Raw genomic sequence first — 25,481 nt, 5'->3', positions numbered from 1 at the left:
CGACGCCCAGTCCGAGCATGTCCGATAAAATAGAACTTCGCGCAGAGGTGCCGTCCGAATTGGGCGGCCAACGCCTCGATCAAGTCGCCGCCCAACTCTTCGCCGAGCACTCGCGCTCGCGCCTTTCCGCCTGGATCAAGGACGGCCGCCTGACGGTGGACGGGGCGGTGATCCGCCCGCGCGACATCGTCCATGGCGGTGCCGTCCTCGAGCTGACCGCCGAGCAGGAGGCCCAGGGAGAATGGGTCGCCCAGGACATTGCCCTGGACATCGTCTATGAAGACGACGATATCCTGGTGATCAACAAGCCTGCGGGCCTGGTGGTCCACCCGGCGGCCGGTCATGCCGACGGCACGTTGCTCAACGCCTTGCTGCACCACGTGCCGGGCATCATCAATGTGCCGCGCGCCGGTATCGTCCATCGCCTGGACAAGGACACCACCGGTCTGATGGTGGTCGCCAAGACCATCCAGGCGCAGACGCAACTGGTGACACAGCTGCAAAGCCGGAGCGTCAGCCGCATCTATGAGTGCATCGTGATCGGGGTGGTCACCGCCGGTGGCAAGATCAACGCGCCGATCGGCCGTCACGGCCAGCAGCGCCAGCGCATGGCCGTGATGGAAGGCGGAAAGCAGGCCGTCAGCCACTACCGCGTGCTTGAACGCTTCCGTTCCCACACCCACGTGCGGGTCAAGCTGGAAACCGGCCGGACCCACCAGATCCGTGTGCACATGGCTCACATCAATTTCCCATTGGTGGGCGACCCGGCCTATGGCGGTCGTTTCCGTATTCCACCGGCTGCCAGCCAGACCATGGTGGAATCACTGAAGAATTTCCCTCGACAGGCGCTGCACGCGCGCTTCCTTGAGCTCGATCACCCGACGACCGGCAAGCGCATGAGCTGGGAATCGCCGCTGCCGGATGATTTTGTCTGGCTTTTGACGTTGCTCAAGCAGGACCGCGAGGCGTTCATCGGATGAATGACTGGCTGCTCCCCGACTGGCCCGCGCCAGCCCGGGTCAAAGCCTGCGTCACCACCCGCGAAGGCGGCGTCAGCCTGGCGCCGTTCGACAGCCTCAACCTGGGCGACCATGTCGGCGACGACCCTGCGGACGTCGCTGAAAATCGTCGCCGCCTCACCGACCCATTCGCGATTACTCCAACCTGGCTGCAGCAAGTCCACGGTATTGACGTGGTCGAGGCTGATCCGACCCAGGTGGTTACCGCTGATGCGAGCTGGAGCGCCACGCCGGGTGTCGCTTGCACGGCAATGACGGCCGATTGCCTGCCGGTGTTGTTCTGCAACCGCGCCGCAACCCATGTCGCGGCGGCCCATGCCGGGTGGCGCGGACTGGCGAACGGTGTGCTGGAAGCCACCCTCGATAGCCTTGCCATGCCCGCGGATGAAATCCTTGCCTGGCTCGGCCCGGCCATCGGTCCGCAAGCGTTCGAAGTTGGGCCGGAAGTGCGCGAAGCCTTTATTGCGCAACTGGCCGACGCAGAGCGAGCCTTCGTACCCAGCCACAACACCGGCAAGTTCCTGGCTGATATCTACGCGCTGGCGCGCCTGCGTCTGGCGGCACGGGGCGTTACCGCCGTGTACGGTGGCGGCTTGTGCACCGTGACCGACCCACGCTTCTTTTCCTATCGCCGCAACGCGCGCACCGGTCGCTTCGCTTCCTTGATCTGGCTCGAACGCTAGACTCTCCTGATCTGTATCAACAGTGCGCTGCTTGAATCTTCCAGAATCGGCCACATCTATAGCGGTATCTGGCAGGTTTCTTCATTCAGGATGTTTTTTAGGTCCGGCCTGCTCAATAGGAAGGTGACCCATGCGTATTGACCGTTTAACCAGCAAATTACAATTGGCCTTGTCCGACGCCCAGTCCTTGGCCGTCGGGCTGGACCATCCCAGTATCGAACCGGCGCATTTGATGCAGGCCATGCTCGAACAGCAGGGCGGCTCGATCAAGCCGCTGCTGATGCAAGTGGGCTTTGACGTCAACAGCCTGCGCAAGGAACTGGCCAAAGAACTCGACCAGTTGCCCAAGATCCAGAATCCGACCGGTGATGTGAACATGTCCCAGGATCTGGCGCGGCTGCTCAACCAGGCCGACCGCCTGGCCCAGCAGAAGGGCGACCAGTTCATTTCCAGCGAACTGGTGTTGCTCGCCGCGATGGACGAGAACAGCAAGCTTGGCAAGTTGCTGCTCGGTCAGGGCGTGAGCAAGAAAGCCTTGGAAAACGCCATCAACAACCTGCGCGGGGGCGATGCGGTCAACGACCCGAACCACGAGGAAGCGCGTCAAGCCCTGGATAAATACACCGTCGACCTGACCAAGCGCGCCGAAGAAGGCAAGCTCGACCCGGTGATCGGCCGTGACGATGAAATCCGTCGAACCATCCAGGTCCTGCAACGGCGCACGAAGAACAACCCGGTCCTGATCGGTGAGCCCGGCGTGGGTAAGACCGCCATCGCCGAAGGCTTGGCCCAGCGCATCATCAACGGCGAAGTGCCGGACGGGCTGAAGGGCAAGCGCCTGCTGTCTCTGGACATGGGGGCGCTGATCGCTGGCGCCAAGTATCGCGGTGAATTCGAAGAACGGCTCAAGGCCCTGCTCAATGAACTGTCGAAGCAGGAAGGCCAGATCATTCTATTCATCGATGAATTGCACACCATGGTTGGCGCCGGCAAGGGCGAAGGCTCGATGGACGCCGGCAACATGCTCAAGCCTGCGCTGGCCCGTGGTGAGCTGCATTGCGTCGGTGCGACCACGCTCAACGAATACCGCCAATACATCGAGAAAGACGCGGCGCTTGAGCGGCGATTCCAGAAAGTGCTGGTGGATGAGCCCAGCGAAGAAGACACCATCGCCATCTTGCGCGGCCTGAAGGAGCGCTATGAGGTCCACCACAAAGTGGCCATCACCGATGGCGCGATCATCGCGGCGGCCAAGCTCAGCCATCGCTATATCACCGACCGTCAGTTGCCGGACAAGGCCATCGACCTGATCGACGAGGCCGCCAGCCGTATCCGCATGGAAATCGACTCCAAGCCCGAAGTGCTGGATCGGTTGGAGCGACGCTTGATTCAACTCAAGGTCGAGTCCCAGGCGCTGAAAAAAGAAAGCGACGAAGCGGCGAAGAAACGTCTGGAAAGATTGCAGGAAGAAATCGTTCGTCACGAGCGCGAATATTCCGATCTCGAAGAGATCTGGAATTCGGAAAAAGCTGAAGTCCAGGGTTCGGCTCAGATCCAGCAAAAGATCGAACAATCCCGCCAGGAGCTGGAAGCGGCTCGCCGCAAAGGTGACCTCAACCGCATGGCCGAGCTGCAATACGGGGTCATCCCGGACCTGGAGCGCAGCCTGCAGATGGTCGACCAACACGGCAAAAGCGAAAACCAGCTGCTGCGCAGCAAGGTCACCGAGGAAGAAATCGCCGAAGTGGTGTCCAAGTGGACCGGCATTCCGGTCTCGAAGATGCTCGAAGGCGAGCGCGACAAGCTGCTGAAGATGGAAAGCCTGTTGCACCAGCGTGTGATCGGCCAGGAAGAAGCGGTGGTGGCGGTGTCCAACGCCGTGCGCCGGTCCCGTGCCGGGTTGTCGGACCCCAACCGTCCGAGCGGCTCGTTCATGTTCCTCGGCCCGACCGGTGTGGGTAAAACCGAGCTGTGCAAGGCGCTGGCCGAGTTCCTCTTCGATACCGAGGAAGCCATGGTGCGCATCGACATGTCCGAATTCATGGAGAAGCACTCCGTGGCCCGCTTGATCGGCGCACCGCCGGGCTATGTTGGATATGAAGAGGGCGGTTACCTGACCGAGGCCGTGCGTCGCAAGCCGTACTCGGTGATATTGCTCGATGAGGTCGAGAAAGCGCACCCGGATGTCTTTAACATCCTGCTGCAAGTGCTGGAGGACGGTCGCCTGACCGACAGTCATGGGCGCACGGTGGACTTTCGCAACACGGTGATCGTGATGACCTCCAACCTGGGCTCGACGCAGATTCAGGAGCTGGTCGGCGATCGCGAGGCGCAACGTGCCGCAGTGATGGATGCGATCTCTACGCACTTCCGGCCGGAGTTCATCAACCGTGTTGACGAAGTGGTGATCTTTGAGCCGTTGGCCCGGGATCAGATCGCCGGCATCACCGAGATCCAGCTGGGTCGCCTGCGCAGCCGCCTCACCGAGCGCGAGTTGAAGCTGCAACTGAGCGACGAGGCGTTGGACAAGCTGATCGCGGTGGGTTACGACCCGGTCTATGGCGCGCGGCCGCTCAAGCGAGCGATCCAGCGCTGGATCGAAAACCCGTTGGCGCAGTTGATTCTGTCCGGGCGGTTCATGCCGGGCGAAACCGTGACCGGTACCGTGGAAAACGACGAAATCGTCTTCAACTGAAGGCCGGCATCGCCGGATATTGGAATGGCCTTGCATTGCGAGGCCATTTTTTTCATCAGGCCGTTGAACTCAAAGGAAAAGACTTGTAAAGTGCGCCCCGCAGTACGTCACCCCAAGGGCGACTTCTCTTTGGGAAGGAACCTAAAATAAGTTGCAAATCATTGTCTTGAAAGCAATTTAAGGGGTTGACAGAGGTTACGAAGATTGTAGAATAGCGCGCCTCAGACACACGAACGCAGCGATGCTGACGGGTAGAAGAGGTTGAAGCTGGCTTCAATGTTGTAGCTTCAAATAGCAGTAACTTGAAATATCAGTTCCGTGATAGCTCAGTCGGTAGAGCAAATGACTGTTAATCATTGGGTCCCAGGTTCGAGTCCTGGTCACGGAGCCATTTCAATCGGGGTATAGCGCAGTCCGGTAGCGCGCCTGCTTTGGGAGCAGGATGTCAGGAGTTCGAATCCCCTTACCCCGACCATATTTGGGTCGTTAGCTCAGTTGGTAGAGCAGTTGGCTTTTAACCAATTGGTCGTAGGTTCGAATCCCACACGACCCACCATTTTTGAAACCAGTTCGCTGGAATCGAATCTTAAGATCAGAGGCCAAAAGCGCTGATCGAGGAAGGCGACTTGCGAAGGTCGCCTTTTTTTTACCGGGGTATAGCGCAGTCCGGTAGCGCGCCTGCTTTGGGAGCAGGATGTCAGGAGTTCGAATCCCCTTACCCCGACCATATTAAGAATCCCCGTATCGAAAGATACGGGGATTTTTTTTGCCTGCGGAAAAGCCGATGGCTTCAAGTCGTCGTACAACCTGCCGATAACCCGCCAACAGGGCAAGCATCGATCGCCCACCTTCAGGCCAACAACAAGAAAAGGCGCCCGACATGTTCCTTCGCCAACTGAATATTGCCCGCCGCGCCGCGCTGGGTTTTGCCTTGATCGCCGTCCTGGTGGCGCTGCTCGGGGTCTTTGCGCTGGGACAGATGTCGAGCATTCGCGACAGTGAGGTCGCGGTGGAAACCCAGTGGTTGCCCAGCATCCGTGGCGGAGACGAGATCCGTGAATTGATGCTGCGCATTCGCACCATTTCCCTGCGCATGGCCTTGGATCAGGACCCGAAAAACATTGCGGTGTATCGCGGCCAGATGGATACCCGCGATAAAGAACTGAGCGAAAAAATCGCCAGTTACGACAAATTGGTCGTCACGCCGGAAGGCAAGGCGCTTTACGACCAGTTCAAACAGACTTTCGCCGCCTATCGTTCGGGTATCGCCCAGTCGTTTACCTTGGCGGAGCAGGGGCGTCGGGATGAGCTGATCAAGCTGTTGCTGGTGGACATGAAAACCGTGGTGGACGGTTCGGGCAAACAGCTCAATGATCTGGCGGAATTATTCTCCAAGCAGGTGTCGATCGAGAGCCAGAAGTCCCAGGAGCACTACGTCAATTCCCGCATGATCGTCAGCCTGTTCATTGTGCTTGCCGCCCTGGCTACGGTGGCCCTGGCCATGTTGCTCACGCGCAGCATCGTCAAGCCCCTGGGCGAGGCGCTGAATGCTGCGCAGAGCGTAGCCCGGGGTGACCTGACCCGGCCGATCGAGACCCATGGCAACGATGAAGTCAGCCGTTTGCTCATGGCGCTGGCGGCCATGCAGCAGAATCTGCGTGAGACGTTGCAGGGCATCAGCGGCTCGGCCGCGCAACTGGCCACGGCAGCCGATGAGCTGAACGCCGTCACGCTCGACAGCACCCACAGCCTGCAGCAGCAGAACAACGAAATTGAACAGGCTGCCACTGCCGTCACCGAGATGACCACCGCCGTGGAGGAAGTCGCGCGCAACGCCGTTTCAACCTCCGACGCCACCCGCCAATCCAGCGAATCGGCGACGTTGGGGCAGGAGCGGGTCAGCGACACCGTCGACGCCATCAGCGCGCTCGCCAACGATGTTCAGGTTACCGGCGGCCTGGTGCAGTCACTGGCCAGCCAATCCCAGGATATCGGCAAAGTGCTGGATGTGATTCGGGCCATTGCCGAGCAGACCAACTTGCTGGCCCTTAACGCGGCCATTGAAGCGGCCCGGGCGGGAGAGAGCGGGCGGGGGTTTGCGGTGGTTGCCGACGAGGTGCGGGCGCTGGCGTATCGCACGCAGCAATCGACCCAGGAGATCGAGCAGATGGTCCAGGGCATGCGCAGCGGTGCCACCCAGGCGCTGGATTCCATGCAAGCCAGTTCCAGCCGTGCGGCGAGCACCCTCGCGATGGCGGAGCGGGCAGGGGAAGCGCTGCAAACCATTACGGCATCGGTCAGCGAGATCCATGAGCGCAACCTGGTCATCGCCAGTGCCGCCGAAGAACAGGCGCAAGTGGCTCGCGAGGTTGATCGCAACCTGGTGAATATTCGCGATTTGTCCGTGCGCTCGGCTTCCGGCGCGGATCAGACCAGTGCCTCCAGCCATGAATTGTCGCAGCTTGCAAACTCGCTGCGCACGATGGTGCAGCGGTTTCAGGTTTGATTGACGACTAAGTGCTGGACGGGCGGTGTTCCCACGCGAAGCGTGGGAACGATCGTCATGTCAGTGCAGTTTCAACCGTGGCTCGGTCCCACGCCCGATCTTGCTACCCAGCATCAGCATCGCGGTACGGAACATCCCGTACAGCGCCATCTGGTGCATGCGGTACAACGACACATAGAACATCCGCGCCAGCCAGCCTTCAAGCATCACGCTGCCGGTCAGGTTGCCCATCAGGTTACCCACCGCCGAAAAGCGCGACAGCGAGATCAGCGAGCCGTAGTCAGTGTATTTGTATTCAGGCAAGGCCTTGCCCTCGATCCGCAACTTCAGCGATTTAGCCAGCAGCGAGGCTTGCTGATGCGCTGCCTGGGCGCGGGGTGGGACGTTGCGGTCGCTGTCCGGTTGCGGGCAGGCGGCGCAGTCGCCGAAGGCAAAGATGTTGTCGTCGCGAGTGGTCTGGAGTGTCGGCAGCACCTGCAGCTGGTTGATCCGGTTGGTCTCCAGTCCGTCGATGTCCTTGAGGAATTCTGGCGCGCGGATCCCGGCGGCCCAGACTTTCAGGCTCGCGTCGATCACTTTGCCGTCCGCCGTAATCAAGCTGTCGGCAGTCACCTGGCTGACGGAGGCGTTGGTCATGACATTCACCCCAAGTTTTTCCAGGGTTTTGTGCACTGGCCCGCCGATCCGCTCTGGCAGTGCCGGCAAGACCCGTGGGCCCGCCTCGATCAGGGTGATGTGCATGTTCTCCGGTTTGATCCGGTCCAGGCCGTAGGCATGCAGTTCGTGGGCGGCGTTGTGCAGCTCGGCCGCCAGTTCAACGCCGGTCGCACCGGCGCCGACGATCGCAACGCTGATGCGCTCGATGGTATCGGTCTGCCCGGCGTGAGCGCGCAGGTAGTGGTGAAGCAACTGCTGGTGGAAGCGCTCGGCCTGCTTGCGGGTATCGAGGAACAGGCAATGCTGCGCCGCGCCCTCGGTGCCGAAATCGTTGGTGGTGCTGCCCACCGCGATCACCAGCGTGTCGTAGCCCAGCTCCCGGGCTGGCAACAGCTCGACGCCCGCCTCGTCATAGGTGGCGGCCAGTTGGATTCTCTTGTTCTCGCGATCCAGGCCGCTCATGCGCCCGAGCTGGAACTCGAAGTGGTTCCATTTCGCCTGGGCCACATAGTTGAGTTCGTCTTCGGAGGAGTTGAGGGAGCCGGCCGCTACTTCGTGGAGCAACGGTTTCCAGATGTGGGTCAGGTTCGCGTCGACCAGCATCACACTGGCCGTGCCACGCTTGCCCAGGGTCTTACCCAGACGGGTAGCCAACTCCAGACCGCCGGCGCCGCCGCCAACGATGACAATACGATGAGTCATGGGGATATCTCGCAAGGCTAAAGGAATTCGGTGCCGTTACCTGCGCGAGCGTCAATGACAAAAAGCGGCTCATAGCGTCAGGTAACTGATCAATCGGCTCAACAGGCCCAGGCCAATCGTGATGGCCAGTACCACCACCAGGAGCATCCACGGCCGGAAAGGCCGGCGCTCGACTCGGTGCTGGGACAGTTGCAGGTACTCTTCGACATGCTTCTGGTCATCTGGGTTCAGGCGGCTGGTCATAAAGGCCTCGTCAGGTAGACGTTGCGGAATGTGAAGACGTTACAGTGTCTGGCTATCCGGCGTATACAGCCCTGAGACGACAAGCGAATCACAGGCTGATCCCCACGTCGAAGACAATGCTGCGGCCCAGGTTGCCTCGCAGGAAGTCCGGCGCATCGGGGTGGGCGAACAGCACCCGGGCGAACGTCGGCCCCACCAGCGACAGCGAGCGCCAGCCCTGGCGCAGGTATTCGGTCGGCGGTGGGAAGTGGCTGTTGAGGTCCAGGACTTCGCGCTTGAGGCTGGCGAACGCGATGATGTCCAGTTCGCCCAGGTCCATGCCACGCTCGGTGTAGTTATGGGCTTTCTTGCGTAGGGTCGGTGCCAATCTCATCAGAAACTCATTGGCGGGAATTCGTCGGGGCTTGGCCTCGCGCCGCACCAGTTGGCTCAGTGAGAAGGCACTACGACGACGCTGCAGTTCATCGCGCCATTCGTCATTGAGACGACGGCCCTCGTCGAGCACAAAAAATACTTCGAAATTGGCGTCGCGAAACAGCACATCCGGCGGCTCTCCGGCCGGAGCGAATTCGTCGGCGCGATAAGGCACGTTGAGCCCTTGTAACAGGCGCTGGCAGACCCACCGCTCACGCTCCCATTTGCGGGCGTTGGAGAGAAAGGCGTTGGCCTGCTCGGCCGCGATGGTCAGCAGGCGTAAATAATCGGAATCATCCATGAACCCAAGCTTAGCGTTCAATTGCTACAAGCCCAAAGCGTTGCGTTGATTAATGGCGTCCCGTGGGGAGGTGTAGACTGCCAGCTTGAATCTCGGGGCGACCACGGGGTCTGTGTTGCACGGGCATGCCAAAGGAGTAGATCGATGATCGGAGCCGAATTGCTCTCGTCGCAGACCTTGGTGGCCGGCTGGCTGATCTATGTGCCGGCGCTGGCCTGGGCGGTGGCGCGTGCTCCGTGGGTCGAGCTGTTTACCGACGGTCGTCGCCAGCATCTGTTGTTCGGCACGGTGTTCGCGCTGTTCATGTTGTGGCTGGTGCGACGAGACTTCGACACGGGCGTTTCGTATCACTTCATCGGCCTGACCGCCGTGACTCTGCTGTTGGACTGGCCGCTGGCGATCCTTGGTGGCTTGTGCGCGCAGCTCGCGCTGGTGCTGCTGGGCCGTCAGGACATGATGGCGGTCGGCATCAACGGCGCGCTGTTGGTTCTCCTGCCAGTGCTGATCACTGAGTGTTGCGCGATCCTGGTGGAGCGTGCCCAGCCGCGCAACCTGTTTGTGTATATCTTCTGCTCGGGGTTCCTGGCTGCCGCGCTTTCGGCGCTAGTCTGCCTGCTGCTGGGGCTGGGCCTGCTCTGGCATGACGGCATATTTGCCATGCCTTACTGGCTGGGGGATTTCATCGGCTACCTCTGGCTGATCATTTTTCCCGAGGCTTTCATCAACGGCATGGTGGTCAGCGCGTTGGTGGTGTTCAGCCCCGAATGGCTGGAGACTTTCAACCGCACGCGCTACCTGTCGGCACCCTGGAACGACGACGACAAGCCTTGATTGCGCTGTTTAATGGTGGGAACGAGGGTTGAAGTCTTCGCTGAACAACTCATCCTCGGCATCCGGGGCCACGGGGATCTTGTGTTCTTCCGACGCCCAGGCGCCCAGGTCGATCAGCTTGCAGCGATCTGAGCAGAATGGCCGGAATTTACTTTCAGGGGTCCACTCGACCGGGGCGCCACAGGTTGGGCAATCGACGATGGGGGGTTGGCTCATGGTTGGCCTCCACGCAAGGTAAGGTAAAAGTGATGCAGGCGCTCGACCTCGCTGTGCAGCCAGGTGAGATCGCGGTCGTTGACCACCACATCGTCGGCATGGTTCAGGCGGTCCTGACGGCTGGATTGGGCCTTGAGGATCGCCTGGACCTGCTGTTCGCTGGTCTGGTCGCGCTGCAAGGTGCGTTCGATCTGCAGTTGTTCAGGCGCGTCGATCACCAGGATCCGCTGGGTCATTGCGTATTGTCCCGACTCGATCAACAGCGGTGACACCAGGATCGCGTAGGGCGATTGGGCCTGCCCCAGATGATGGGCAATTTCCTCGGCAATCAGCGGGTGCAGCAGCTTTTCCAGCCAACGACGCTCATCGGCATTCTCGAAGATCAGCGTGCGCAGCGCCGAGCGATCCAGCGCGCCGTCTGCCTGCAACACGCCAGGGCCGAAGTGCTCGGCAATGCTTGCCAGTGCCGGGCGTCCAGGTTCGACCACCCAGCGTGCCGCATGATCGGCATCGATCGCGTGCACGCCCAGGTCGATGAAATGCTGGGCGGCGGCGCTCTTGCCGCTGCCGATGCCGCCGGTCAGGCCGAGAATCCAGGGTTTTTTCGCAGGGCTGTTCATTAGAAACCGACTGACTGCCAATAGAAGTCGGTTATTTGACCACCCCAGAGCAGCGCAATCCAGCCGGCGATGGCCAGATAGGGGCCGAAGGGGATTTGTGTCGAGGCCGGCGCGTCCCGCATGCGCAGCACAATAATGCCGACGACGGCGCCCACCAGCGAGGACAGCAACAGCGTCAGCGGCAAGATTTGCCAGCCCCCCCAGGCGCCCAGCATCGCCAGCAACTTGAAGTCGCCGTAGCCCATGCCTTCCTTGCCGGTGATCAGTTTGAAGACCCAGAACACCGACCACAGCGCCAGATAACCCGCCACCGCGCCCCACAATGCCTGGTTCAGCGAGACGAACAGCTCGAAGCTGTTGACGATCAGCCCCAGCCACAACAACGGCAGTACGAGGGTATCGGGCAGCAGCTGATGCTCGGCGTCGATCAGGCTCATGGACAGCAGGCCCCAGCTCAGCACCATCGCCATCGCGGCGTGCCAGCCGAAGCCGAAATGCCAGGCAACGAAAGCCGACAGCGCGCCGCAGGCCAGTTCGGTCAGTGGGTAGCGCTTGCCGATGGGCGCGGCGCAACTCGAACAACGGCCCCGCAACACGAGGTAGCTCAGCAGCGGAATATTTTCCCACGCCCGGATACGGTGGCCGCAATGAGGGCATTGGGAATGAGGCAGCATCAGGTTGTAGACCGGGCCAGGGGCCTGCGTCGGCAGGCCCAGCAGGTCCTGGGCTTGCAGGCGCCATTCACGGTCGAGCATCTTGGGCAGGCGCCACGCCAGCACATTGAGAAAGCTGCCGACGATCAGCCCGAGCAGCAATGCGGTCAGCACGAAAGCCAAGGGGTAAAGCACGAAGAATTCGCTCAGGGGCATGTCAGATCGCAGAGCCGAGTTGGAAGATGGGCATGTACATGGCAACCACAAGGCCACCGACCACCACCCCCAGGATTACCATGATGAAGGGTTCCATCAGGCTGGTGAGGTTGTCCACCAGATTATCCACCTCGGCTTCATAAAAACTCGCCACCTTGTCGAGCATGTCATCCAGCGCGCCTGATTCTTCGCCGATGGCGGTCATCTGAATCGCCAGGTTCGGGAAAACGCCGGAAGCGCGCATTGAAAAATTCAACTGCATGCCGGTCGAGACATCCTGCCGGATGCGTTGTACCGCGCGCTTGAACACTACGTTGCCGGTAGCGCCCGACACGGAATCGAGGGCTTCGACCAATGGTACGCCGGCCGCAAAGGTCGTCGACAGCGTACGGGCGTAGCGAGCCACGGCGGACTTGTACATCAAGGTGCCGATCAAGGGCAGCTTGAGCAGCCATTTGTCTCGCCAGTCACGAAATGCCTGGGAACGCTTGAGCGCATATTTCACGCCGAAGAACCCACCCACCAGCCCTCCCAGCAACATCCACCACCACTCTTGCAAGAACTCCGACAAGCCGATGACCATCAGCGTGAAGGCCGGCAGCTTTGCGCCAAAGCCTGCGAATACCGACTCGAACTGCGGCACGACCTTGATCAGCAGGATGCTTGTGACCACGGCGGCAACGGCGATCACCGCGGCAGGATAGGTCATGGCTTTCTTGATCTTGGCCTTGAGGGCCTCGCTTTTTTCCTTGTAGGTCGCGACGCGGTCCAGCAGCGTGTCCAGGGCACCGGCCTGCTCACCGGCATCTACCAGGTTGCAGTACAACTCGTCAAAATACTGGGGGCATTTGCGCAGCGAGGCGGCGAAACTGTTTCCGGCGGCGACCTCCTGCTTCACCTCGTCCACCAACTTGCGCATATTCGGGTTGTCGAAGCCCTCGCCAATGATATCGAACGCCTGCAACAGCGGCACCCCGGCCTTGAGCATCGTCGCCATCTGGCGGGTGAACAGGGCGATGTCCAACGGCTTGATGCGCTTGCCCTTGCTGAATATCGAGGTGGACTTTTTGCGAACCTTGCCCGGGTTGATGCCCTGCTTGCGCAACTGTGCCTTGACCAGTGCCGGGCTTTGGCCGGTCAGTTCGCCGGACATTTTCGTGCCTTTGCGGTCTTTGCCTTCCCACGTGTAGACGTCGGTTTTTACTGCCTTGACCGCCATGTTCAATCCTTGGTGACCCGGTTGATTTCTTCGAGGCTGGTGATGCCTTGCATCACTTTGAACAGCCCCGAGGTGCGCAAGTCGTTAAAGCCGTCCTTGCGCATCTGCAGGTCGATTTCCAGGGAGTTGCCCTCGGCCATGATCAATCGTTGCAGCTCTGGCGTGTTCTTCACCACTTCGTATACCCCCACGCGACCTTTGTAACCGCTGTTGCACTGTTCGCAACCGACCGGCTCATAGATCGTGAATGAGCCGATGCGTTCCCGGGGGAAACCCTCTTTAAGCAGGGTTTCCTCGGGAATCTCGATGGCTCTCTTGCACTGTGCGCACAGCTTGCGCGCCAGGCGCTGGGCGATGATCAGGTGGACCGCCGTGGCAATGTTGAAGCCGGGGATGCCCATGTTCTGCAGGCGGATCAGTGTTTCGGCGGCGCTGTTGGTGTGTAGGGTGGACAGCACCAGATGCCCGGTCTGGGCGGCCTTGATGGCGATTTCGGCGGTTTCCAGGTCACGGATCTCGCCGACCATGATCACGTCCGGGTCCTGACGCAGGAACGAGCGCAGGGCATGGGCGAAATCCAAGCCCTGGCGCGGGTTCACGTTGACCTGGTTGATGCCTTCCATATTGATTTCCACCGGGTCCTCCGCCGTGGAGATATTGATATCCACGGTGTTGAGGATGTTCAGGCCGGTGTAGAGCGACACGGTCTTGCCCGAGCCGGTCGGCCCGGTCACCAGGATCAACCCTTGTGGTTGCTTCAAGGCTGTCATGTACAGGTCTTTCTGTTCCGGCTCATAGCCCAGGGCATCGATGCCCATTTGCGCGCTGGAGGGATCGAGGATCCGGATCACCACTTTTTCCCCCCACAGCGTGGGCAGGGTATTGACCCGGAAGTCGATGGACTTGGTCTTCGACAGGCGCATCTTCAGTCGACCGTCCTGGGGTTTGCGTCGCTCGGAAATGTCCAGGCTCGCCATGACTTTCAAGCGCGCGGCAATGCGGTTGGCTAGCTGGATAGGAGGCTTGGCGACCTCCCGCAGCATGCCGTCGGTACGCACCCGCACCCGGTAGGTTTTCTCATAAGGCTCGAAGTGCAGGTCGGAAGAGCCGCCCTTGATCGCGTCCAGCAGCATCTTGTTGACGAAACGCACGACCGGCGCATCGTCGCCGTCCTGCCCCGCGATTGTGTCCTGCTTGCGGTCGTCGATCGACTCGATGTCCAGGCCGTCGAGATCGACGTCGGCCATGCCCTCCAGGCCGGTGCTGCTGGATTCGAAGAATTTTTCAATGGCATCGCTGAGCTTGTCGTCTTCCACCAGGATGGCTTCGGTGGTCAGGCCGGTGCTGAACTGGATGTCGTTGATGGCTTGGTGATTGGTGGGGTCGGAAATGCCCACATAGAGCTTGTTGCCGCGCCGCCACAGCGGCAGCACGTGATGCTGGCGCACCAGTTTCTCGCTGACCAGGCCGGCGGGCTGGTTGTCTTTGTCTAGGCTGTTGAGGTCCAGCAGGGCGATACCAAAATGCTCGGAGGCGATTTCCGCCACCTGGCGGCTCTGGATCAGTTTGTTTTGCACCAGGTAGCTGACCAGGGGCACTCGGTTGCGCTGGGCCTGTTGAAAAGCATGCTGCGCGCTTTGTTCGGTGATCAGTTCAGCCAACACCAATTGCTTGGCCAGGCCGCTGAGGGCGATGTCATTCATGGGGATACCGGACGCGGACTGTTCATGATTTATAGCCTAGTCAAGCATCGGTGGCTGACCAGCGAGCAGAGGTGACAAAAAGCGTCAGATAGTGCGGCTGTTGGGGTAGGAGGTTGATCTCATGCGGCAGGGAAAGCCTGGGCTGGCGGGGCTTCCAGGGTTGGCATGTGCCCTGCAATGACCGTTTCAGGTCATGAGATTTCGACTCATGCACGGGAGATGTCTATGAATAAGCTAAAGGGTTTTACACTGATCGAGCTGCTGATCGTGGTGGCGATCATTGGGATCCTGGCGACGTTTGCGTTGCCGCAGTACTCGAAGTACCAGGCGCGGGCGAAGGTGACGGTCGGGCTGGCGGAAGCTTCTTCATTGAAGGTGCCGGTTGAAGACCTTCTGAATAAAGGTACAACGCCAACCGCTGCCAACACGGGCGTACCGGCGTCGAGCAATAACTGCACGATGACCATTGGGGGTGACGCGGCCGCTGGGACGGCCAGCATCACTTGCACTATCAAAGAGGCACCTGCCTCCATCATAGGCAAGACGATCATTCTCAGCCGTGCCGGCACAGGTGCCTGGACATGTACTTCTAACGTTGCGGAAGAGTTCTTGCCTGCGGGCGGTTGCACAGCAGCGGCTGGCGCGGCAGCGGGTTGACAGTTGTTGCGAGACTAACCAAAGCCCCGCATCAGCGGGGCTTTGTCATTTAGCGGAGGTAAATCTCCAATATCGAAATAACCTCGGTAATTCATGAGCTTAGCAATCCGGCAAAACCCGCATGTTGCATGTACCAAATCCCTCGGTCATGCAATTTGCATGATTATGAAAATAACCGCTTCGCTTAACTTATTGATTTATAACGAATTTCACATCGTTTCAAAACTGGCACAGCCTTCGCACTACTCCTGACAACCTGCCGCGATGCAATTTCGGCAGTTTCTGAGAAAAACAGGAGTTACTCGTATGAAGAAGTTCGCTATCACTGCCGCTGCTGCCACTGCACTGACCCTGACCATGGCTAGCGCTTTCGCCGAGACCACTCAAGCAACTCAGGCCCCGATGATGCTGGCTGCGGGCGAAGTGACAGAGGCTAAGGAAGACGTTTCCGATACCTGGATCACCACCAAGGTCAAGGCCGACCTGGTGACCGAGAAAGGCATTCCAGGCTCCGACATCAAGGTTGAAACCAACAAGGGCGTCGTGTCCCTGTCTTCGACCGCTGTGTTGAGCGATGCCCAGAAAGACACCGCCGTCGCGATCGCCAAGAAAATCAAAGGGGTACGTGATGTGTCGGCCGATGGCCTGAAATCCGAGTAAGGCAAGGCTTCTCGCCTGGACGGGAGAAGGCGCGGCAAGCGGGCTGTGTTTTACGCTTGCCGATGCTTTGGAGTTCATGCGAAAGGCCACATGGACGTGGCCATTACAGGCCCCCGGCATTCGTGCCGGGGGCCTGTTCTATTCTGGGAAGGAGAGAATGTGAGCCAGTCAGGGAAACCGGGTAGTCCCTTTCGCGAGCAGGCTCGCTCCCACATTTGACCGCATTCTTCCAGAAACAACCCGGCCCCTGTGGGAGCGAGCCTGCTCGCGAAGGCGCAGGCACTGTCGCTGCAGATACGCTGGAATAGCCCAACCAATCACCGCCCACGCTTGCTGGTAATCTCCACCAGCCGATTCCTCTCGAAGCGCAAGTACTGGTACATCCCGCTACGGGGTCCGTAAGTCCATTCCTCCACCGGATACTCCTCCCGGCGGTTGACGCTGCGTTTGTAGCCCAGATCATCACGCGCTGCAGGCTGTCCACATTTTTGCAGCACCTCGCTCGTACGATCACCGATGCTGATCAAATGGCTGCCACAGCGCAACGTATTGGCGGCTGTGGCCTGGCCGGCTGCCAATAGCAGCAGACTCAGGCTGAATCCGTACCAATACTTCATTTCACTCCGCATCCAGATGCATTGGCGTAATGACGGTGCCGTCCTTTTCGGCCTGGCCCAGGCTGGCGTCAATGAAGTACACGCGGTCATCGGCCAGCTTGCCCTTGTCCACGAGGAAATCCTTGATGCTGCTGGCCCGCTCCTGGCCCAGTTCGCGCAACAGTACATCACTGCCGCTCCAGAACTTGATGACGCCTTCACGGAGCTTGTCGATGCGGGCCTGTTTGTCCAGTTGCGTCCATTCAGCCGGTGGCTGGGTCTTCAGGCGGGTGCGGTAGATACCTTCCAGCAGCGGGGCTTTTTCGTCTTCCGGTACTTGCAACAGGGAAGCCTTGGCCGGGACTTTATCGCCCCGGCGCTGCAGTATCTTGTAGTAGTTGTACTGATATTCGCGTTCCAGGCGCTGGGCGGCGAGCAGTGGGCCGTCGCTGCTCTGGGCGGCGGTACCCTCGATCTCCAGGCGCAGTTCCGGACGTTTGCCCAAGGCCTCGGACAACTTCAACAACACGCTTTCGTTGTCCTGGCTCAGGTCGCTTGACCCGGGGGCGAACGCCACGCTGCCCAAGTCTTCCGAACCGCCGCCGGCCACCAGCCCGCCGATGAGCTTGAACGGTGCCTGGGCAGCGCGGACCACCAGGTTGCGCAGGGTTTGCCAGACGATTGGCATCACGCTGAACTGCGGGTCGTTGAGGTTGCCGGAGACCGGCAGTTCAATGGAGATCCTCCCCTCGGAGTCCTTGAGCAGGGCGACGGCCAGCTTCAGCGGCAGGCTCACGGCGTCCGGGCTGTCGACCTTTTCGCCCAATTGCAATTGCTCGACCACGACTTTGTTGTCGGCCTGGAGCTGGCCCTTGGTGATCCGGTAATGCAGGTCGAGGTTGAGCCGGCCCTTGCGGATGCGATAGCCGGCGAACTTGCCGGAGTAGGGCGTCAGGGTCGTCAATTCGACCCGCTTGAAACTGGTGGCGATATCGAGACTGGCCATCGGGTCGAAAGGGTTGACCGCGCCCTTTATGGTCACCGGTGCGTAGCGGTCGACCTTGCCTTTTACGTCCACGGTGGCGGGCTTGGCCTGGCGGCTGTCGATGGTGCCGATCTCTCCGTTGAGCTGCTGGATGGCCGTGGCGAAGTTCGGCGTCAGGCTGAAGTCGGCAAAATTGGCCGAACCGTCATTGATCGCAATGGCTCCGACGTGAATGCCCAGCGGCTTTTCCTTCGATGCCGGTTTGGCCCCGCTGTTCTTGGCCGTGCCGTCGGCGGGTTGCGGGATCAACAGATCGTCGACGTTGGTGGTGCGATCGTCATTGATCATGAACCGCGCGTAGGGTTGGAGCAGATTGACCTTGGCGATCGACAGGCTGTCGCCATGCTGGTAGTTGAGGCCCTGGATTTCAAGGCGTTGCCATTTGAGGAAGTCGCGGGTCTTGAGCGTATCGAGGGTGTGCAACTGGTCGACCTGGGCGCGGCCGGTGACGGCCAATGCCAACGGCTCGGTGCTCTTGAGATCCACCACCAGGTCGCTGCCGAGCATCCCGGAGCGTAGCTCCAGGCGAATGAACGGGTTGATGTAGGCCTGGGCGACTCGCAGGTCGATGTCCTGGGTCTTGACGTTGAGCTTCGCGGTGACCGGGTTGAGGTTGACCACGCCATCGGCGAGTACCTTGCCCTGCTTGCCCAGCCCGGTATCCAGCTTCAGGTTGAAGGGCGAGCCGTTGAGGGTGTCGTAGTTTTGCAGGTCGAGGTTCAGTGGGCCAACCTCCAAGGCTACGGGCGGCTGTGCCTGGCGGTCGGCCAGGTGCACGTGGTAATCGCGCAACTGCACGTCTTTGAGCAGCACTTGCCACGGTTTGCTGGGTGCTGTCGGCTCAGGCTTGGGCGAGTCGGCGGCTGCCGGGGCCGAGGCGGGTTCGGCCTTGACCTGCGGTTTGGCTGGCTGGCTGGCGAATAGCTTCTGCCAGTCCAATTGTCCGTCCGCTTCCCGAGCGGCCCAGGTTTCCAGCTTCTGACTGCGGATCTTGCCGACGATGACCTGCTGCTTCGCCAGGTCCACGGAGGTTTCGCTTACGTCCAGGCGCTCCAGCCGTGCCAATGGACGGCCGTCAGGCGCCTTCATGGCGAACGGCGCGACGCTGACCGCTGCGTTGCTGAGCAGCAATTGCGTGCCCTGGGCGAGGTTGAGCTTGTAGTCGGTGCTGAGGTTCAGCACGCCGTTTTCCAACACCAGGGGCACCGCGTCACGCACGTAGGGCCACCAGGCTTTCATCTGTCCATCGGTAATTTTCAGTGTGCCCTCGGAGGCAATTGGCGCGAGGCTGAAATTGCCCGTCCAGTCGATCTGCCCACCCTCGGGGCCCGCGGCCACCAATGTCATGTCTGCGCTGTCGTCGGGTAGGGTGCTGAGGTTTTTCAGCTCGAAATCGAGGGCGTCGTACAAAAACTCGATGGGCTCGCTGGGGCGCAGGTCCTGGAAATGCACGTAGCCGCTGGCAAGCCTGACCCGATCCACCCGCAGGGGAAACGGCTTGGCATCCGGATCGGCCGGGGTCGGCTCGCTGGGTGGCAGTTTGAACAGGCCCAGCAGGTTCAATTGGCCGTCCTTGGCGAACAACACTTCGGTCTTGGGCTTGTCCAGTTCGATGTCCGCCAGGTGCAGGGCGCCCGTCCACAGGCTGTCGACTTGCAGGTTGGCGTAGAGGCGTTCGAAGCCGACCTGCTCCTTGCCCGGCTCGCCGACGATCAGGCCCCACAAGGTCAATTCAAGGCTGAAGGGATTGAGTTCGATACGCTGGATCTGGGCCGGCACCGTGGCGTGGGCGGCCAGTTGCTGATTGACGATGCGCAGGGCGATGCCCGGCAAGATCAGGAAACCCATCAGGCTGTAGAGGGCCAGTGCGGTCAACAGGGCGCCGAAAGCGCGAATCAATCCTTTGGGCATGTGTGGCTTCGTCTGGTATGAATCGGAGTGCCTTGGAGTATGGCATGCGTTTACGGTTCCGAAGCCACTGTGTTTTATGAGATTTGTCCGTTTTTTTGGTGGGATCGCTGAGGCGTGCTCAGAATTGAAGAATCAGCGTTTTGAGCGGTGGCTGCTGGTCCCGCGACGGGAAATCGTCGCCGGGCGCCAGCACGCTCCACTCGCGGACCGGGCGACCAGCCTTTTGCGCACAACGCAGGACTTGTTCACGCCAGTCCTCCATGGGCACTTTCGCCAGGTTGTTGCAGCAGATCAGCACCCCATCGTCGGCGGTAGCGAGCAGCGCCGGCTTGAGCAGGCTCTGGTAGTCGCGCAATAAATCGACGGTGCCGAATGCGCTCTTGGCCCACGCGGGTGGGTCGAGGAGCACCAGATCGTACTGGCGCTGTTCCAGGCGCACGTAACTCGGAAGTTTCTGTCCGCGCCGTTGGCTGACGGGCAGGCCGGCCAGCTGGCGGATCGCTGGAAAATAATCCGATTGCACGAATTCCATCGTCGGCAGCTCGGGATTGAGCAGGCCATTCTCGCGGCCCACCGCCAGATTGCCTTCGGCAAAATCCAGGTTGCAGACCTCCCGCGCCCCGCCGGCCGCCGCGCTGAGCCCTACACCACAGGTGTAGGCAAACAGGTTCAGCACGCTTTTGTTCCGGCTGTGCGCCTTGACCCAGCCGCGCGCGTTGCGCAAGTCGAGAAACAACAACGGATCCTGCCCGGCATGGCGGCCGCGGACGCGGTAGTTCAAACCCCACTCATGCCCGACGAGGTCTTGCAGGGCGGCCTCATCGGCCTGGTGAATGCTGTCCTGACGGTCGATACGCGAATTGCCTCGGGAGCGGTCGTTATAGACCAGCAGGGTGTCGAGGTTCAGGTGTTCATTGACGATGCCGTGCAGCTGCAGCAAGGGTTCCAGTTCCAGCGACTGATGGAAACTCTGCACCAGCAGTTGCGGGCCATAGCGGTCGACGGTGAGGCCCGGCGCGCCTTCCTGGCTGCCGTGGAACAGGCGATAGCAATCGGTGCCTTGCTGGTGCAGTTGGTCGAGCAGGGCCTGGCGCTGGTCGAGGGCGGCGCGCAGCGCCAGATTCAAGGAAGACATGCCGGGCGCGCCTTAGAGAAATGAGGCGCGGGAGTTTAGCAGTTATGGATACTCGGGTATTGTCTGCAGATTTGCGTCAGGCAGCGCTTTTTGTGGCGAGGGAGCTTGCTCCCGCTGGGGTGCGAAGCGCCCCCTTTTTTCAAAGGGGCGATAGCGATTGCGTCTGCTGCGCAGCCGAGCGGGAGCAAGCTCCCTCGCCACGGGGTTTATGTTGCCTCAGCGGTTCAGGCGTTTGTCGATCAAACCCTCCACCACGCTCGGGTCGGCCAGGGTCGAGGTGTCACCCAGGCTGTCGAGCTCGTTGCAGGCGATCTTGCGCAGGATCCTGCGCATGATCTTGCCTGACCGGGTCTTCGGCAGCGCCGGCGCCCACTGGATCAGCTCCGGCTTGGCGAAACTGCCGATTTCCTTGCTGACATGGGCCAGCAGCTCTTGCTTCAACGCGTCGTTGGCCTCGACGCCGTCCATTGGCGTGACAAACGCATAGATGCCCTGGCCCTTGAGGTCGTGGGGATAACCAACGACGGCCGCCTCGGCGATGTTGTCGTGCAACACCAGCGCGCTTTCCACTTCGGCGGTGCCGATGCGGTGGCCCGATACGTTGATGACGTCGTCGATACGTCCGGTGATCCAGTAGTCGCCGTCTTCGTCGCGGCGGGCGCCGTCGCCGGTGAAGTAATAGCCGGGGTAGGGTTTGAAGTACGTATCGACCATGCGTTGATGGTCACCGTAGACGCTACGAATCTGTGCCGGCCAGCTGGATTTGATCGCCAGCACGCCACTGCCCGGCCCGCTGATCTCCTTGCCGGTCTCATCCAGCAGCACCGGCTGCACGCCGAACATCGGCCGAGTGGCGCAGCCCGGCTTGAGCCTTGGCGCGCTCACCAAGGGGCTGAGCATGATGCCGCCGGTTTCGGTCTGCCACCAGGTATCGACAATCGGGCAGCGCTGCTCGCCGACGACGTTGAAGTACCATTCCCACGCCTCGGGGTTGATTGGCTCACCGACGCTACCTAGCAAACGCAGGCTCTTGCGAGACGTGTCCTGCAAGGGGGCGGCGCCTTCGCGCATCAGGGCGCGCAGGGCGGTCGGCGCGGTGTAGAAGATATTGACCTGGTGTTTGTCGATTACCTGCCAGAACCGCGAACTGCTCGGGTAGCTCGGCACGCCTTCGAAGATCAGCGTGGTGGCGCCGTTGGCCAGCGGGCCGTAGACAATGTAACTGTGGCCGGTGACCCAGCCGACGTCGGCGGTGCACCAGAACACTTCGTTGTCGCGGTAGTCCAGCACGTACTTGAAAGTCATCGCGGCTTGCAGCAGATAGCCGCCGGTGGTGTGCAGCACCCCCTTGGGCTTGCCGGTGCTGCCGGACGTATAGAGGATGAACAGAGGGTCTTCAGCGTCCATCGGCTCGGGCGGGCAATCGTCGCTCACTTCATGGGTGGCCTGGTGATACCAGAGATCACGGCCTTCGACCCAATCCACCTCGCCCTGGGTGCGCTCGACCACCAGCACGGTGCTGACGTTCGGGCAGCTTTGCAGCGCCTTGTCGACATTACGCTTGAGGGGTATGAAGCGCCCACCGCGTACGCCTTCGTCGGCGGTGATGACGGTGCGGCAGTCGGCGTCGAGGATCCGGTCGCGCAGTGAATCCGGCGAGAATCCACCGAACACCACCGAATGCACCGCACCGATGCGGGTGCAGGCGAGCATGGCGTACGCCGCCTCCGGGATCATCGGCATGTAGATACATACCCGGTCGCCTTTCTTCACCCCACGGCTTTTCAACACATTGGCCAGTCGGCAAACATGGTGATGAAGTTTGCTGTAGGTAATTTGTGCCGATTCGGCAGGGTTGTCGCCTTCCCAGATGATCGCTGTCTGATCGCCTCGGGCTTCCAGGTGACGGTCAATGCAGTTGGCGCTGACGTTCAGCTTGGCGCCGGTGAACCAACTGGCTTCGCCACTCCTGAGGTCGTAGCGCTGGACGGTCTGCCACGGCGTCATCCAGTCGAGAAAGCGCGTGGCCTGCTCGGCCCAGAAGGCGCTGGGGTGTTCGATGGATTCCTTGTAGAGCCGCTTGTACTCGTCTTGACTCAGTTGCGCAGCCCGGCGGACGGCATCGGCTTGGGGGTACTGGCTGATATCGAACATGACGGTTCCTTATTCTTGTTTTGCGACAAGATATAAAGATGCGCCCAGTGGCCGTAGGGTTCAAGTCACCCATAAACAACTGTGGGAGCGAGCCTGCTCGCGAATGCGGTGGGTCAGTCAACTTAGGTGTTAACTGATCGACCGCTATCGCGAGCAGGCTCGCTCCCACAAAGGCAATGCAAAACCTGGGATCAGCCGCGATGACGCCCGCGGAAATAATTGATCAGGCCTTGGGTCGAGGCGTCTTCGGCCGCGCTTTCCTCGCTGCCCACCAGACGGTTGTAGACGCCTTTGCCCAGTTCCTTGCCCAACTCCACGCCCCACTGGTCGAAGGCGTTGATGCCCCAGACCACGCTTTGTACGAAGACCTTGTGTTCATACAGCGCGACCAGTGCACCGAGACGGCGCGGGCTGATGCGTTCCACCACCAGGGTGTTGCTCGGACGGTTGCCCGGGATCACCTTGTGGGCGGCCAGTTTCTGTACGTCTGCTTCGCTGACGCCTTTCTCACGTAGCTCGGCCTCGGCTTCGGCGCGGGTCTTGCCGAGCATCAGCGCCTGGCTCTGGGACAAGCAGTTGGCGTACAGCCACTGGTGATGGTCGGAAACCGGGTTGAAGCTGACGATCGGCACGATGAAGTCGGCCGGGATGAATTGGGTGCCCTGGTGCAGCAACTGATGGTAAGCGTGCTGGCCGTTGGCGCCGACGCCGCCCCAGATCACCGGGCCAGTGTCGGTGGACACCGGCGTGCCGTCCTGGCGGACGCTCTTGCCGTTGGACTCCATGTCCAGCTGTTGCAAATGCTTGGTGATGTTGCGCAGGTAGTGGTCGTACGGCAGGATCGCGTGGCTCTGCGCACCCCAGAAGTTGCCGTACCACACGCCCAGCAATGCCAACAGCACCGGCATGTTCTGTTCGAACGGCGCACTCTGGAAATGCTGATCCATGGAATAGGCGCCGGACAGCAATTCCTTGAAGTTCGACATGCCGATGGCCAGGGCGATCGGCAGGCCGATGGCTGACCACAGCGAGTAACGCCCGCCGACCCAATCCCACATCGGGAAGATGTTTTCTTCGCGGATGCCGAAGGCCACGGCCGCGGCGTTGTTGCTCGACACCGCGATGAAGTGGCGATACAGCTCCGCTTCCGAACCGCCTTGGGCCAGGTACCAAGCACGTGCAGCTTGGGCGTTTTTCAGGGTTTCGAGGGTGTTGAAGGATTTCGACGAGACAATGAACAACGTGGTCTCGGCGCGCAGTTTCATCGTCAGCTCGTGGAACTCGCTGCCGTCGATGTTCGCCAGGTAATGGCAGCGAACGCCCTTATGCGTATAGGACAACAACGCTTCGGATACCAGCTGTGGGCCGAGGAAGGAGCCACCGATACCGATGTTCACCACGTCGGTGATCGGCTTCTCGGTGTAACCGCGCCACAGGCCGTCGTGAATGCGGCCCACCAGGTCGGTGATCTGGTTCAGCACTTTATGCACGTCTGGCATCACGTTGACGCCATTGACCAGCAACTTGTCGCCGACCGGGCGACGCAAGGCGGTGTGCAGGGCGGGGCGGTTTTCCGAGGCGTTGACGATTTCTCCTTCGAACAGCGCCTTGATCGCGCCCTGGAGGTCGACTTCGTTCGCCAGGCCCACCAGCAGGTCGCGGGTCTGGGCGTTGATCAGGTTCTTCGAATAGTCGAGAAACAGGCCGCAGCTCGACAAGGTGAATTGGTTGAAACGCTGCGGATCGGCATTGAACGCTTCGCGCATGCTGAAATCCTGCATGGCTTTGCGGTGGTCATTCAGCGCTTGCCAGGCGGGCAGAGCGGTCACGTCTTGAGGAGTTCGGTAATACGCCATCGCTGCGGGTTTCCTTTTTACTTGAACGACCTTTTGTACACGAAAAATTCCGGCGCGGCTCGAAGCGGCCTTCCGGATAACTGCACCGACACGATCACCAGGCGCAGGGCGACTACAGTAAACCTCGCGTTGCGATCTGTCTTGACTTTGTCTGACAGTTTCCCGGTACTTTTTTATACAGCGGGGGATGGAAGGGGCCGACAGACGGAACGCGGTGGATCCTGATGAACCACTGTGGGAGCGAGCTCGCTCCCACACAAGTATGGTGATGCGGGGGGTTTCGGTCAGGCGACCTGAACCGGAATGGCGTTGCTGGTATGGCTCAGTTCGTTGCCCGGCGCCATGTAGAGCATGCGAGGCTTGAAGTTGAGCAGCTCGGCTTCGCTGTAGTGGGCGTAGGCGCAGATGATGACGCGATCGCCCACCTTGGCCTTGTGCGCGGCGGCGCCGTTGACTGAAATCATCCGCGAGCCTTCTTCGCCACGAATCGCGTAGGTGGTGAAGCGCTCGCCGTTATCGACGTTGTAGATCTGGATCTGTTCGTATTCACCGATGCCCGACAGGTCCAGCCATTCACCGTCAATGGCGCAGGAGCCTTCGTAATCGAGCACGGCGTGAGTGACTTCGGCGCGGTGCAACTTGGCCTTGAGCATGATGGCGTGCATGGGTGTTTCCTCTGGTCGGGTCCAAACGGCGGGCAGTTTGCCCGAAGGCTTTGGGGGCGGCAATACGGCTGGAATTTGCAAATGCAGTCTGTTGAATACCACATCCCCCTATGGGAGCGAGCCT

21 protein-coding genes, 4 tRNA genes and 1 pseudogene are annotated in these 25,481 nt (G+C 60.6%); 12 read left to right on the top strand and 14 right to left on the bottom strand.

What is annotated here, in order from left to right:
* Positions 1-17: 17 nt before the first annotated feature.
* From rluD to J3Q04_RS21345, 9 genes and pseudogenes are all read left to right on the top strand, one after another.
* Complete coding sequence (rluD, locus tag J3Q04_RS21385; protein WP_420767627.1) at positions 18-980, top strand: 23S rRNA pseudouridine(1911/1915/1917) synthase RluD; 963 nt, start codon at positions 18-20, stop codon at positions 978-980.
* On the top strand, positions 977-1,702 hold the full coding sequence (gene pgeF, locus J3Q04_RS21380; RefSeq protein WP_434609499.1) for a peptidoglycan editing factor PgeF: 726 nt from the start codon (positions 977-979) through the stop codon (positions 1,700-1,702). Before rluD ends, pgeF begins: the two co-directional genes overlap by 4 nt.
* Before the next feature lie 130 nt (positions 1,703-1,832).
* The gene (gene clpB / locus J3Q04_RS21375) at positions 1,833-4,397 is read left to right on the top strand and encodes an ATP-dependent chaperone ClpB (protein ID WP_420767625.1); all 2,565 of its coding nucleotides are present in this window, start codon (positions 1,833-1,835) and stop codon (positions 4,395-4,397) included.
* A gap of 315 nt (positions 4,398-4,712) precedes the next feature.
* Positions 4,713-4,788: transfer RNA gene (locus J3Q04_RS21370), tRNA-Asn, on the top strand.
* 7 nt (positions 4,789-4,795) lie between these two features.
* A tRNA-Pro gene (locus J3Q04_RS21365) sits at positions 4,796-4,872 on the top strand.
* Positions 4,873-4,877: 5 nt separating this feature from the next.
* Positions 4,878-4,953: transfer RNA gene (locus tag J3Q04_RS21360), tRNA-Lys, on the top strand.
* A 94-nt stretch (positions 4,954-5,047) separates the two neighbouring features.
* Positions 5,048-5,124, top strand: a tRNA-Pro gene (locus tag J3Q04_RS21355).
* A gap of 153 nt (positions 5,125-5,277) precedes the next feature.
* A pseudogene (locus J3Q04_RS21350) lies at positions 5,278-6,000 on the top strand (MCP four helix bundle domain-containing protein); the annotation flags it as partial.
* Positions 6,001-6,024: 24 nt separating this feature from the next.
* Positions 6,025-6,903 (top strand): methyl-accepting chemotaxis protein, encoded by an 879-nt coding sequence (locus J3Q04_RS21345; protein ID WP_434635655.1) that lies wholly within the window; start codon positions 6,025-6,027, stop codon positions 6,901-6,903.
* Positions 6,904-6,963: 60 nt separating this feature from the next.
* On the opposite strand, the gene J3Q04_RS21340 is transcribed toward J3Q04_RS21345, so the two are convergent.
* From J3Q04_RS21340 to J3Q04_RS21330, 3 genes are all read right to left on the bottom strand, one after another.
* Entirely contained in the window at positions 6,964-8,262 is a 1,299-nt protein-coding gene (locus J3Q04_RS21340) for an NAD(P)/FAD-dependent oxidoreductase (RefSeq protein WP_420767624.1), read from the bottom strand.
* A gap of 69 nt (positions 8,263-8,331) precedes the next feature.
* Entirely contained in the window at positions 8,332-8,505 is a 174-nt protein-coding gene (locus J3Q04_RS21335) for a DUF3094 family protein (RefSeq protein WP_039593877.1), read from the bottom strand.
* Positions 8,506-8,593: 88 nt separating this feature from the next.
* The gene (locus J3Q04_RS21330; RefSeq protein WP_030140261.1) at positions 8,594-9,220 is read right to left on the bottom strand and encodes a DUF1780 domain-containing protein; all 627 of its coding nucleotides are present in this window, start codon (positions 9,218-9,220) and stop codon (positions 8,594-8,596) included.
* Positions 9,221-9,364: 144 nt separating this feature from the next.
* Here J3Q04_RS21330 and J3Q04_RS21325 point away from each other — a divergent pair, with 144 nt between their 5' ends.
* Positions 9,365-10,051: an energy-coupling factor ABC transporter permease gene (locus J3Q04_RS21325; RefSeq protein WP_420767623.1), complete on the top strand. Its 687-nt coding sequence runs from the start codon at positions 9,365-9,367 to the stop codon at positions 10,049-10,051.
* Between the two features lie 9 nt (positions 10,052-10,060).
* Here J3Q04_RS21325 and yacG read toward each other — a convergent pair whose 3' ends face one another.
* The 5 genes from yacG to pilB are packed head-to-tail and all read right to left on the bottom strand — an operon-like array spanning position 10,061 to position 14,678.
* Positions 10,061-10,267, bottom strand: coding sequence for a DNA gyrase inhibitor YacG (yacG, locus tag J3Q04_RS21320; protein WP_030140256.1), 207 nt, complete (start codon positions 10,265-10,267; stop codon positions 10,061-10,063).
* Complete coding sequence (coaE, locus tag J3Q04_RS21315) at positions 10,264-10,887, bottom strand: dephospho-CoA kinase (RefSeq protein WP_420767622.1); 624 nt, start codon at positions 10,885-10,887, stop codon at positions 10,264-10,266. The genes yacG and coaE overlap by 4 nt, the downstream gene beginning before the upstream one ends.
* Positions 10,887-11,756, bottom strand: coding sequence for a prepilin peptidase (locus tag J3Q04_RS21310; protein WP_434609503.1), 870 nt, complete (start codon positions 11,754-11,756; stop codon positions 10,887-10,889). The genes coaE and J3Q04_RS21310 overlap by 1 nt, the downstream gene beginning before the upstream one ends.
* A 1-nt stretch (position 11,757) precedes the next feature.
* Complete coding sequence (locus J3Q04_RS21305) at positions 11,758-12,975, bottom strand: type II secretion system F family protein (RefSeq protein WP_420767620.1); 1,218 nt, start codon at positions 12,973-12,975, stop codon at positions 11,758-11,760.
* Between the two features lie 2 nt (positions 12,976-12,977).
* Entirely contained in the window at positions 12,978-14,678 is a 1,701-nt protein-coding gene (gene pilB, locus J3Q04_RS21300) for a type IV-A pilus assembly ATPase PilB (RefSeq protein WP_434609505.1), read from the bottom strand.
* A 225-nt stretch (positions 14,679-14,903) separates the two neighbouring features.
* Here pilB and J3Q04_RS21295 point away from each other — a divergent pair, with 225 nt between their 5' ends.
* Together J3Q04_RS21295 and J3Q04_RS21290 are read left to right on the top strand one after the other, a co-directional pair.
* The gene (locus J3Q04_RS21295; RefSeq protein ID WP_434609507.1) at positions 14,904-15,335 is read left to right on the top strand and encodes a pilin; all 432 of its coding nucleotides are present in this window, start codon (positions 14,904-14,906) and stop codon (positions 15,333-15,335) included.
* A gap of 306 nt (positions 15,336-15,641) precedes the next feature.
* Positions 15,642-15,995 (top strand): BON domain-containing protein, encoded by a 354-nt coding sequence (locus J3Q04_RS21290; protein WP_420767617.1) that lies wholly within the window; start codon positions 15,642-15,644, stop codon positions 15,993-15,995.
* Between the two features lie 317 nt (positions 15,996-16,312).
* Here J3Q04_RS21290 and J3Q04_RS21285 read toward each other — a convergent pair whose 3' ends face one another.
* From J3Q04_RS21285 to panD, 6 genes are all read right to left on the bottom strand, one after another.
* The gene (locus J3Q04_RS21285; protein WP_420767616.1) at positions 16,313-16,612 is read right to left on the bottom strand and encodes a DUF2845 domain-containing protein; all 300 of its coding nucleotides are present in this window, start codon (positions 16,610-16,612) and stop codon (positions 16,313-16,315) included.
* Between the two features lies 1 nt (position 16,613).
* Positions 16,614-19,547: a DUF748 domain-containing protein gene (locus tag J3Q04_RS21280; RefSeq protein ID WP_434609509.1), complete on the bottom strand. Its 2,934-nt coding sequence runs from the start codon at positions 19,545-19,547 to the stop codon at positions 16,614-16,616.
* Between the two features lie 118 nt (positions 19,548-19,665).
* The gene (locus J3Q04_RS21275; RefSeq protein ID WP_434609511.1) at positions 19,666-20,682 is read right to left on the bottom strand and encodes a class I SAM-dependent rRNA methyltransferase; all 1,017 of its coding nucleotides are present in this window, start codon (positions 20,680-20,682) and stop codon (positions 19,666-19,668) included.
* A gap of 216 nt (positions 20,683-20,898) precedes the next feature.
* Positions 20,899-22,836 (bottom strand): acetate--CoA ligase, encoded by a 1,938-nt coding sequence (gene acs, locus J3Q04_RS21270; protein WP_434609514.1) that lies wholly within the window; start codon positions 22,834-22,836, stop codon positions 20,899-20,901.
* Positions 22,837-23,027: 191 nt separating this feature from the next.
* Positions 23,028-24,692, bottom strand: a complete 1,665-nt coding sequence (gene pgi, locus J3Q04_RS21265) for a glucose-6-phosphate isomerase (protein WP_420767612.1) — start codon at positions 24,690-24,692, stop codon at positions 23,028-23,030.
* A 284-nt stretch (positions 24,693-24,976) separates the two neighbouring features.
* A complete protein-coding gene (panD, locus tag J3Q04_RS21260; protein WP_434609516.1) occupies positions 24,977-25,357 on the bottom strand; it encodes an aspartate 1-decarboxylase in 381 nt (126 codons plus the stop codon).
* Positions 25,358-25,481: the final 124 nt, after the last annotated feature.

Origin of the sequence: Pseudomonas sp. D4-21 (genome assembly GCF_051132125.1) — a bacterium.
In the GTDB taxonomy this organism is placed as follows: Bacteria; Pseudomonadota; Gammaproteobacteria; order Pseudomonadales; family Pseudomonadaceae; genus Aquipseudomonas.
Note: the sequence above shows the minus strand (reverse complement) of the source record. Positions and strands in the feature narration are given on the sequence as shown.

Excerpts from the sequence above, each read along its gene's own strand:
- rluD (WP_420767627.1), top strand. The coding sequence starts at position 18 with ATGTCCGATAAAATAGAACTTCGCGCAGAGGTGCCGTCCGAATTGGGC.
- pgeF (WP_434609499.1), top strand. The coding sequence starts at position 977 with ATGAATGACTGGCTGCTCCCCGACTGGCCCGCGCCAGCCCGGGTCAAA.
- clpB (WP_420767625.1), top strand. The coding sequence starts at position 1,833 with ATGCGTATTGACCGTTTAACCAGCAAATTACAATTGGCCTTGTCCGAC.
- J3Q04_RS21345 (WP_434635655.1), top strand. The coding sequence starts at position 6,025 with ATGGCGCTGGCGGCCATGCAGCAGAATCTGCGTGAGACGTTGCAGGGC.
- J3Q04_RS21340 (WP_420767624.1), bottom strand. The coding sequence starts at position 8,262 with ATGACTCATCGTATTGTCATCGTTGGCGGCGGCGCCGGCGGTCTGGAG.
- J3Q04_RS21335 (WP_039593877.1), bottom strand. The coding sequence starts at position 8,505 with ATGACCAGCCGCCTGAACCCAGATGACCAGAAGCATGTCGAAGAGTAC.
- J3Q04_RS21330 (WP_030140261.1), bottom strand. The coding sequence starts at position 9,220 with ATGGATGATTCCGATTATTTACGCCTGCTGACCATCGCGGCCGAGCAG.
- J3Q04_RS21325 (WP_420767623.1), top strand. The coding sequence starts at position 9,365 with ATGATCGGAGCCGAATTGCTCTCGTCGCAGACCTTGGTGGCCGGCTGG.
- yacG (WP_030140256.1), bottom strand. The coding sequence starts at position 10,267 with ATGAGCCAACCCCCCATCGTCGATTGCCCAACCTGTGGCGCCCCGGTC.
- coaE (WP_420767622.1), bottom strand. The coding sequence starts at position 10,887 with ATGAACAGCCCTGCGAAAAAACCCTGGATTCTCGGCCTGACCGGCGGC.
- J3Q04_RS21310 (WP_434609503.1), bottom strand. The coding sequence starts at position 11,756 with ATGCCCCTGAGCGAATTCTTCGTGCTTTACCCCTTGGCTTTCGTGCTG.
- J3Q04_RS21305 (WP_420767620.1), bottom strand. The coding sequence starts at position 12,975 with ATGGCGGTCAAGGCAGTAAAAACCGACGTCTACACGTGGGAAGGCAAA.
- pilB (WP_434609505.1), bottom strand. The coding sequence starts at position 14,678 with ATGAATGACATCGCCCTCAGCGGCCTGGCCAAGCAATTGGTGTTGGCT.
- J3Q04_RS21295 (WP_434609507.1), top strand. The coding sequence starts at position 14,904 with ATGAATAAGCTAAAGGGTTTTACACTGATCGAGCTGCTGATCGTGGTG.
- J3Q04_RS21290 (WP_420767617.1), top strand. The coding sequence starts at position 15,642 with ATGAAGAAGTTCGCTATCACTGCCGCTGCTGCCACTGCACTGACCCTG.
- J3Q04_RS21285 (WP_420767616.1), bottom strand. The coding sequence starts at position 16,612 with ATGAAGTATTGGTACGGATTCAGCCTGAGTCTGCTGCTATTGGCAGCC.
- J3Q04_RS21280 (WP_434609509.1), bottom strand. The coding sequence starts at position 19,547 with ATGCCCAAAGGATTGATTCGCGCTTTCGGCGCCCTGTTGACCGCACTG.
- J3Q04_RS21275 (WP_434609511.1), bottom strand. The coding sequence starts at position 20,682 with ATGTCTTCCTTGAATCTGGCGCTGCGCGCCGCCCTCGACCAGCGCCAG.
- acs (WP_434609514.1), bottom strand. The coding sequence starts at position 22,836 with ATGTTCGATATCAGCCAGTACCCCCAAGCCGATGCCGTCCGCCGGGCT.
- pgi (WP_420767612.1), bottom strand. The coding sequence starts at position 24,692 with ATGGCGTATTACCGAACTCCTCAAGACGTGACCGCTCTGCCCGCCTGG.
- panD (WP_434609516.1), bottom strand. The coding sequence starts at position 25,357 with ATGCACGCCATCATGCTCAAGGCCAAGTTGCACCGCGCCGAAGTCACT.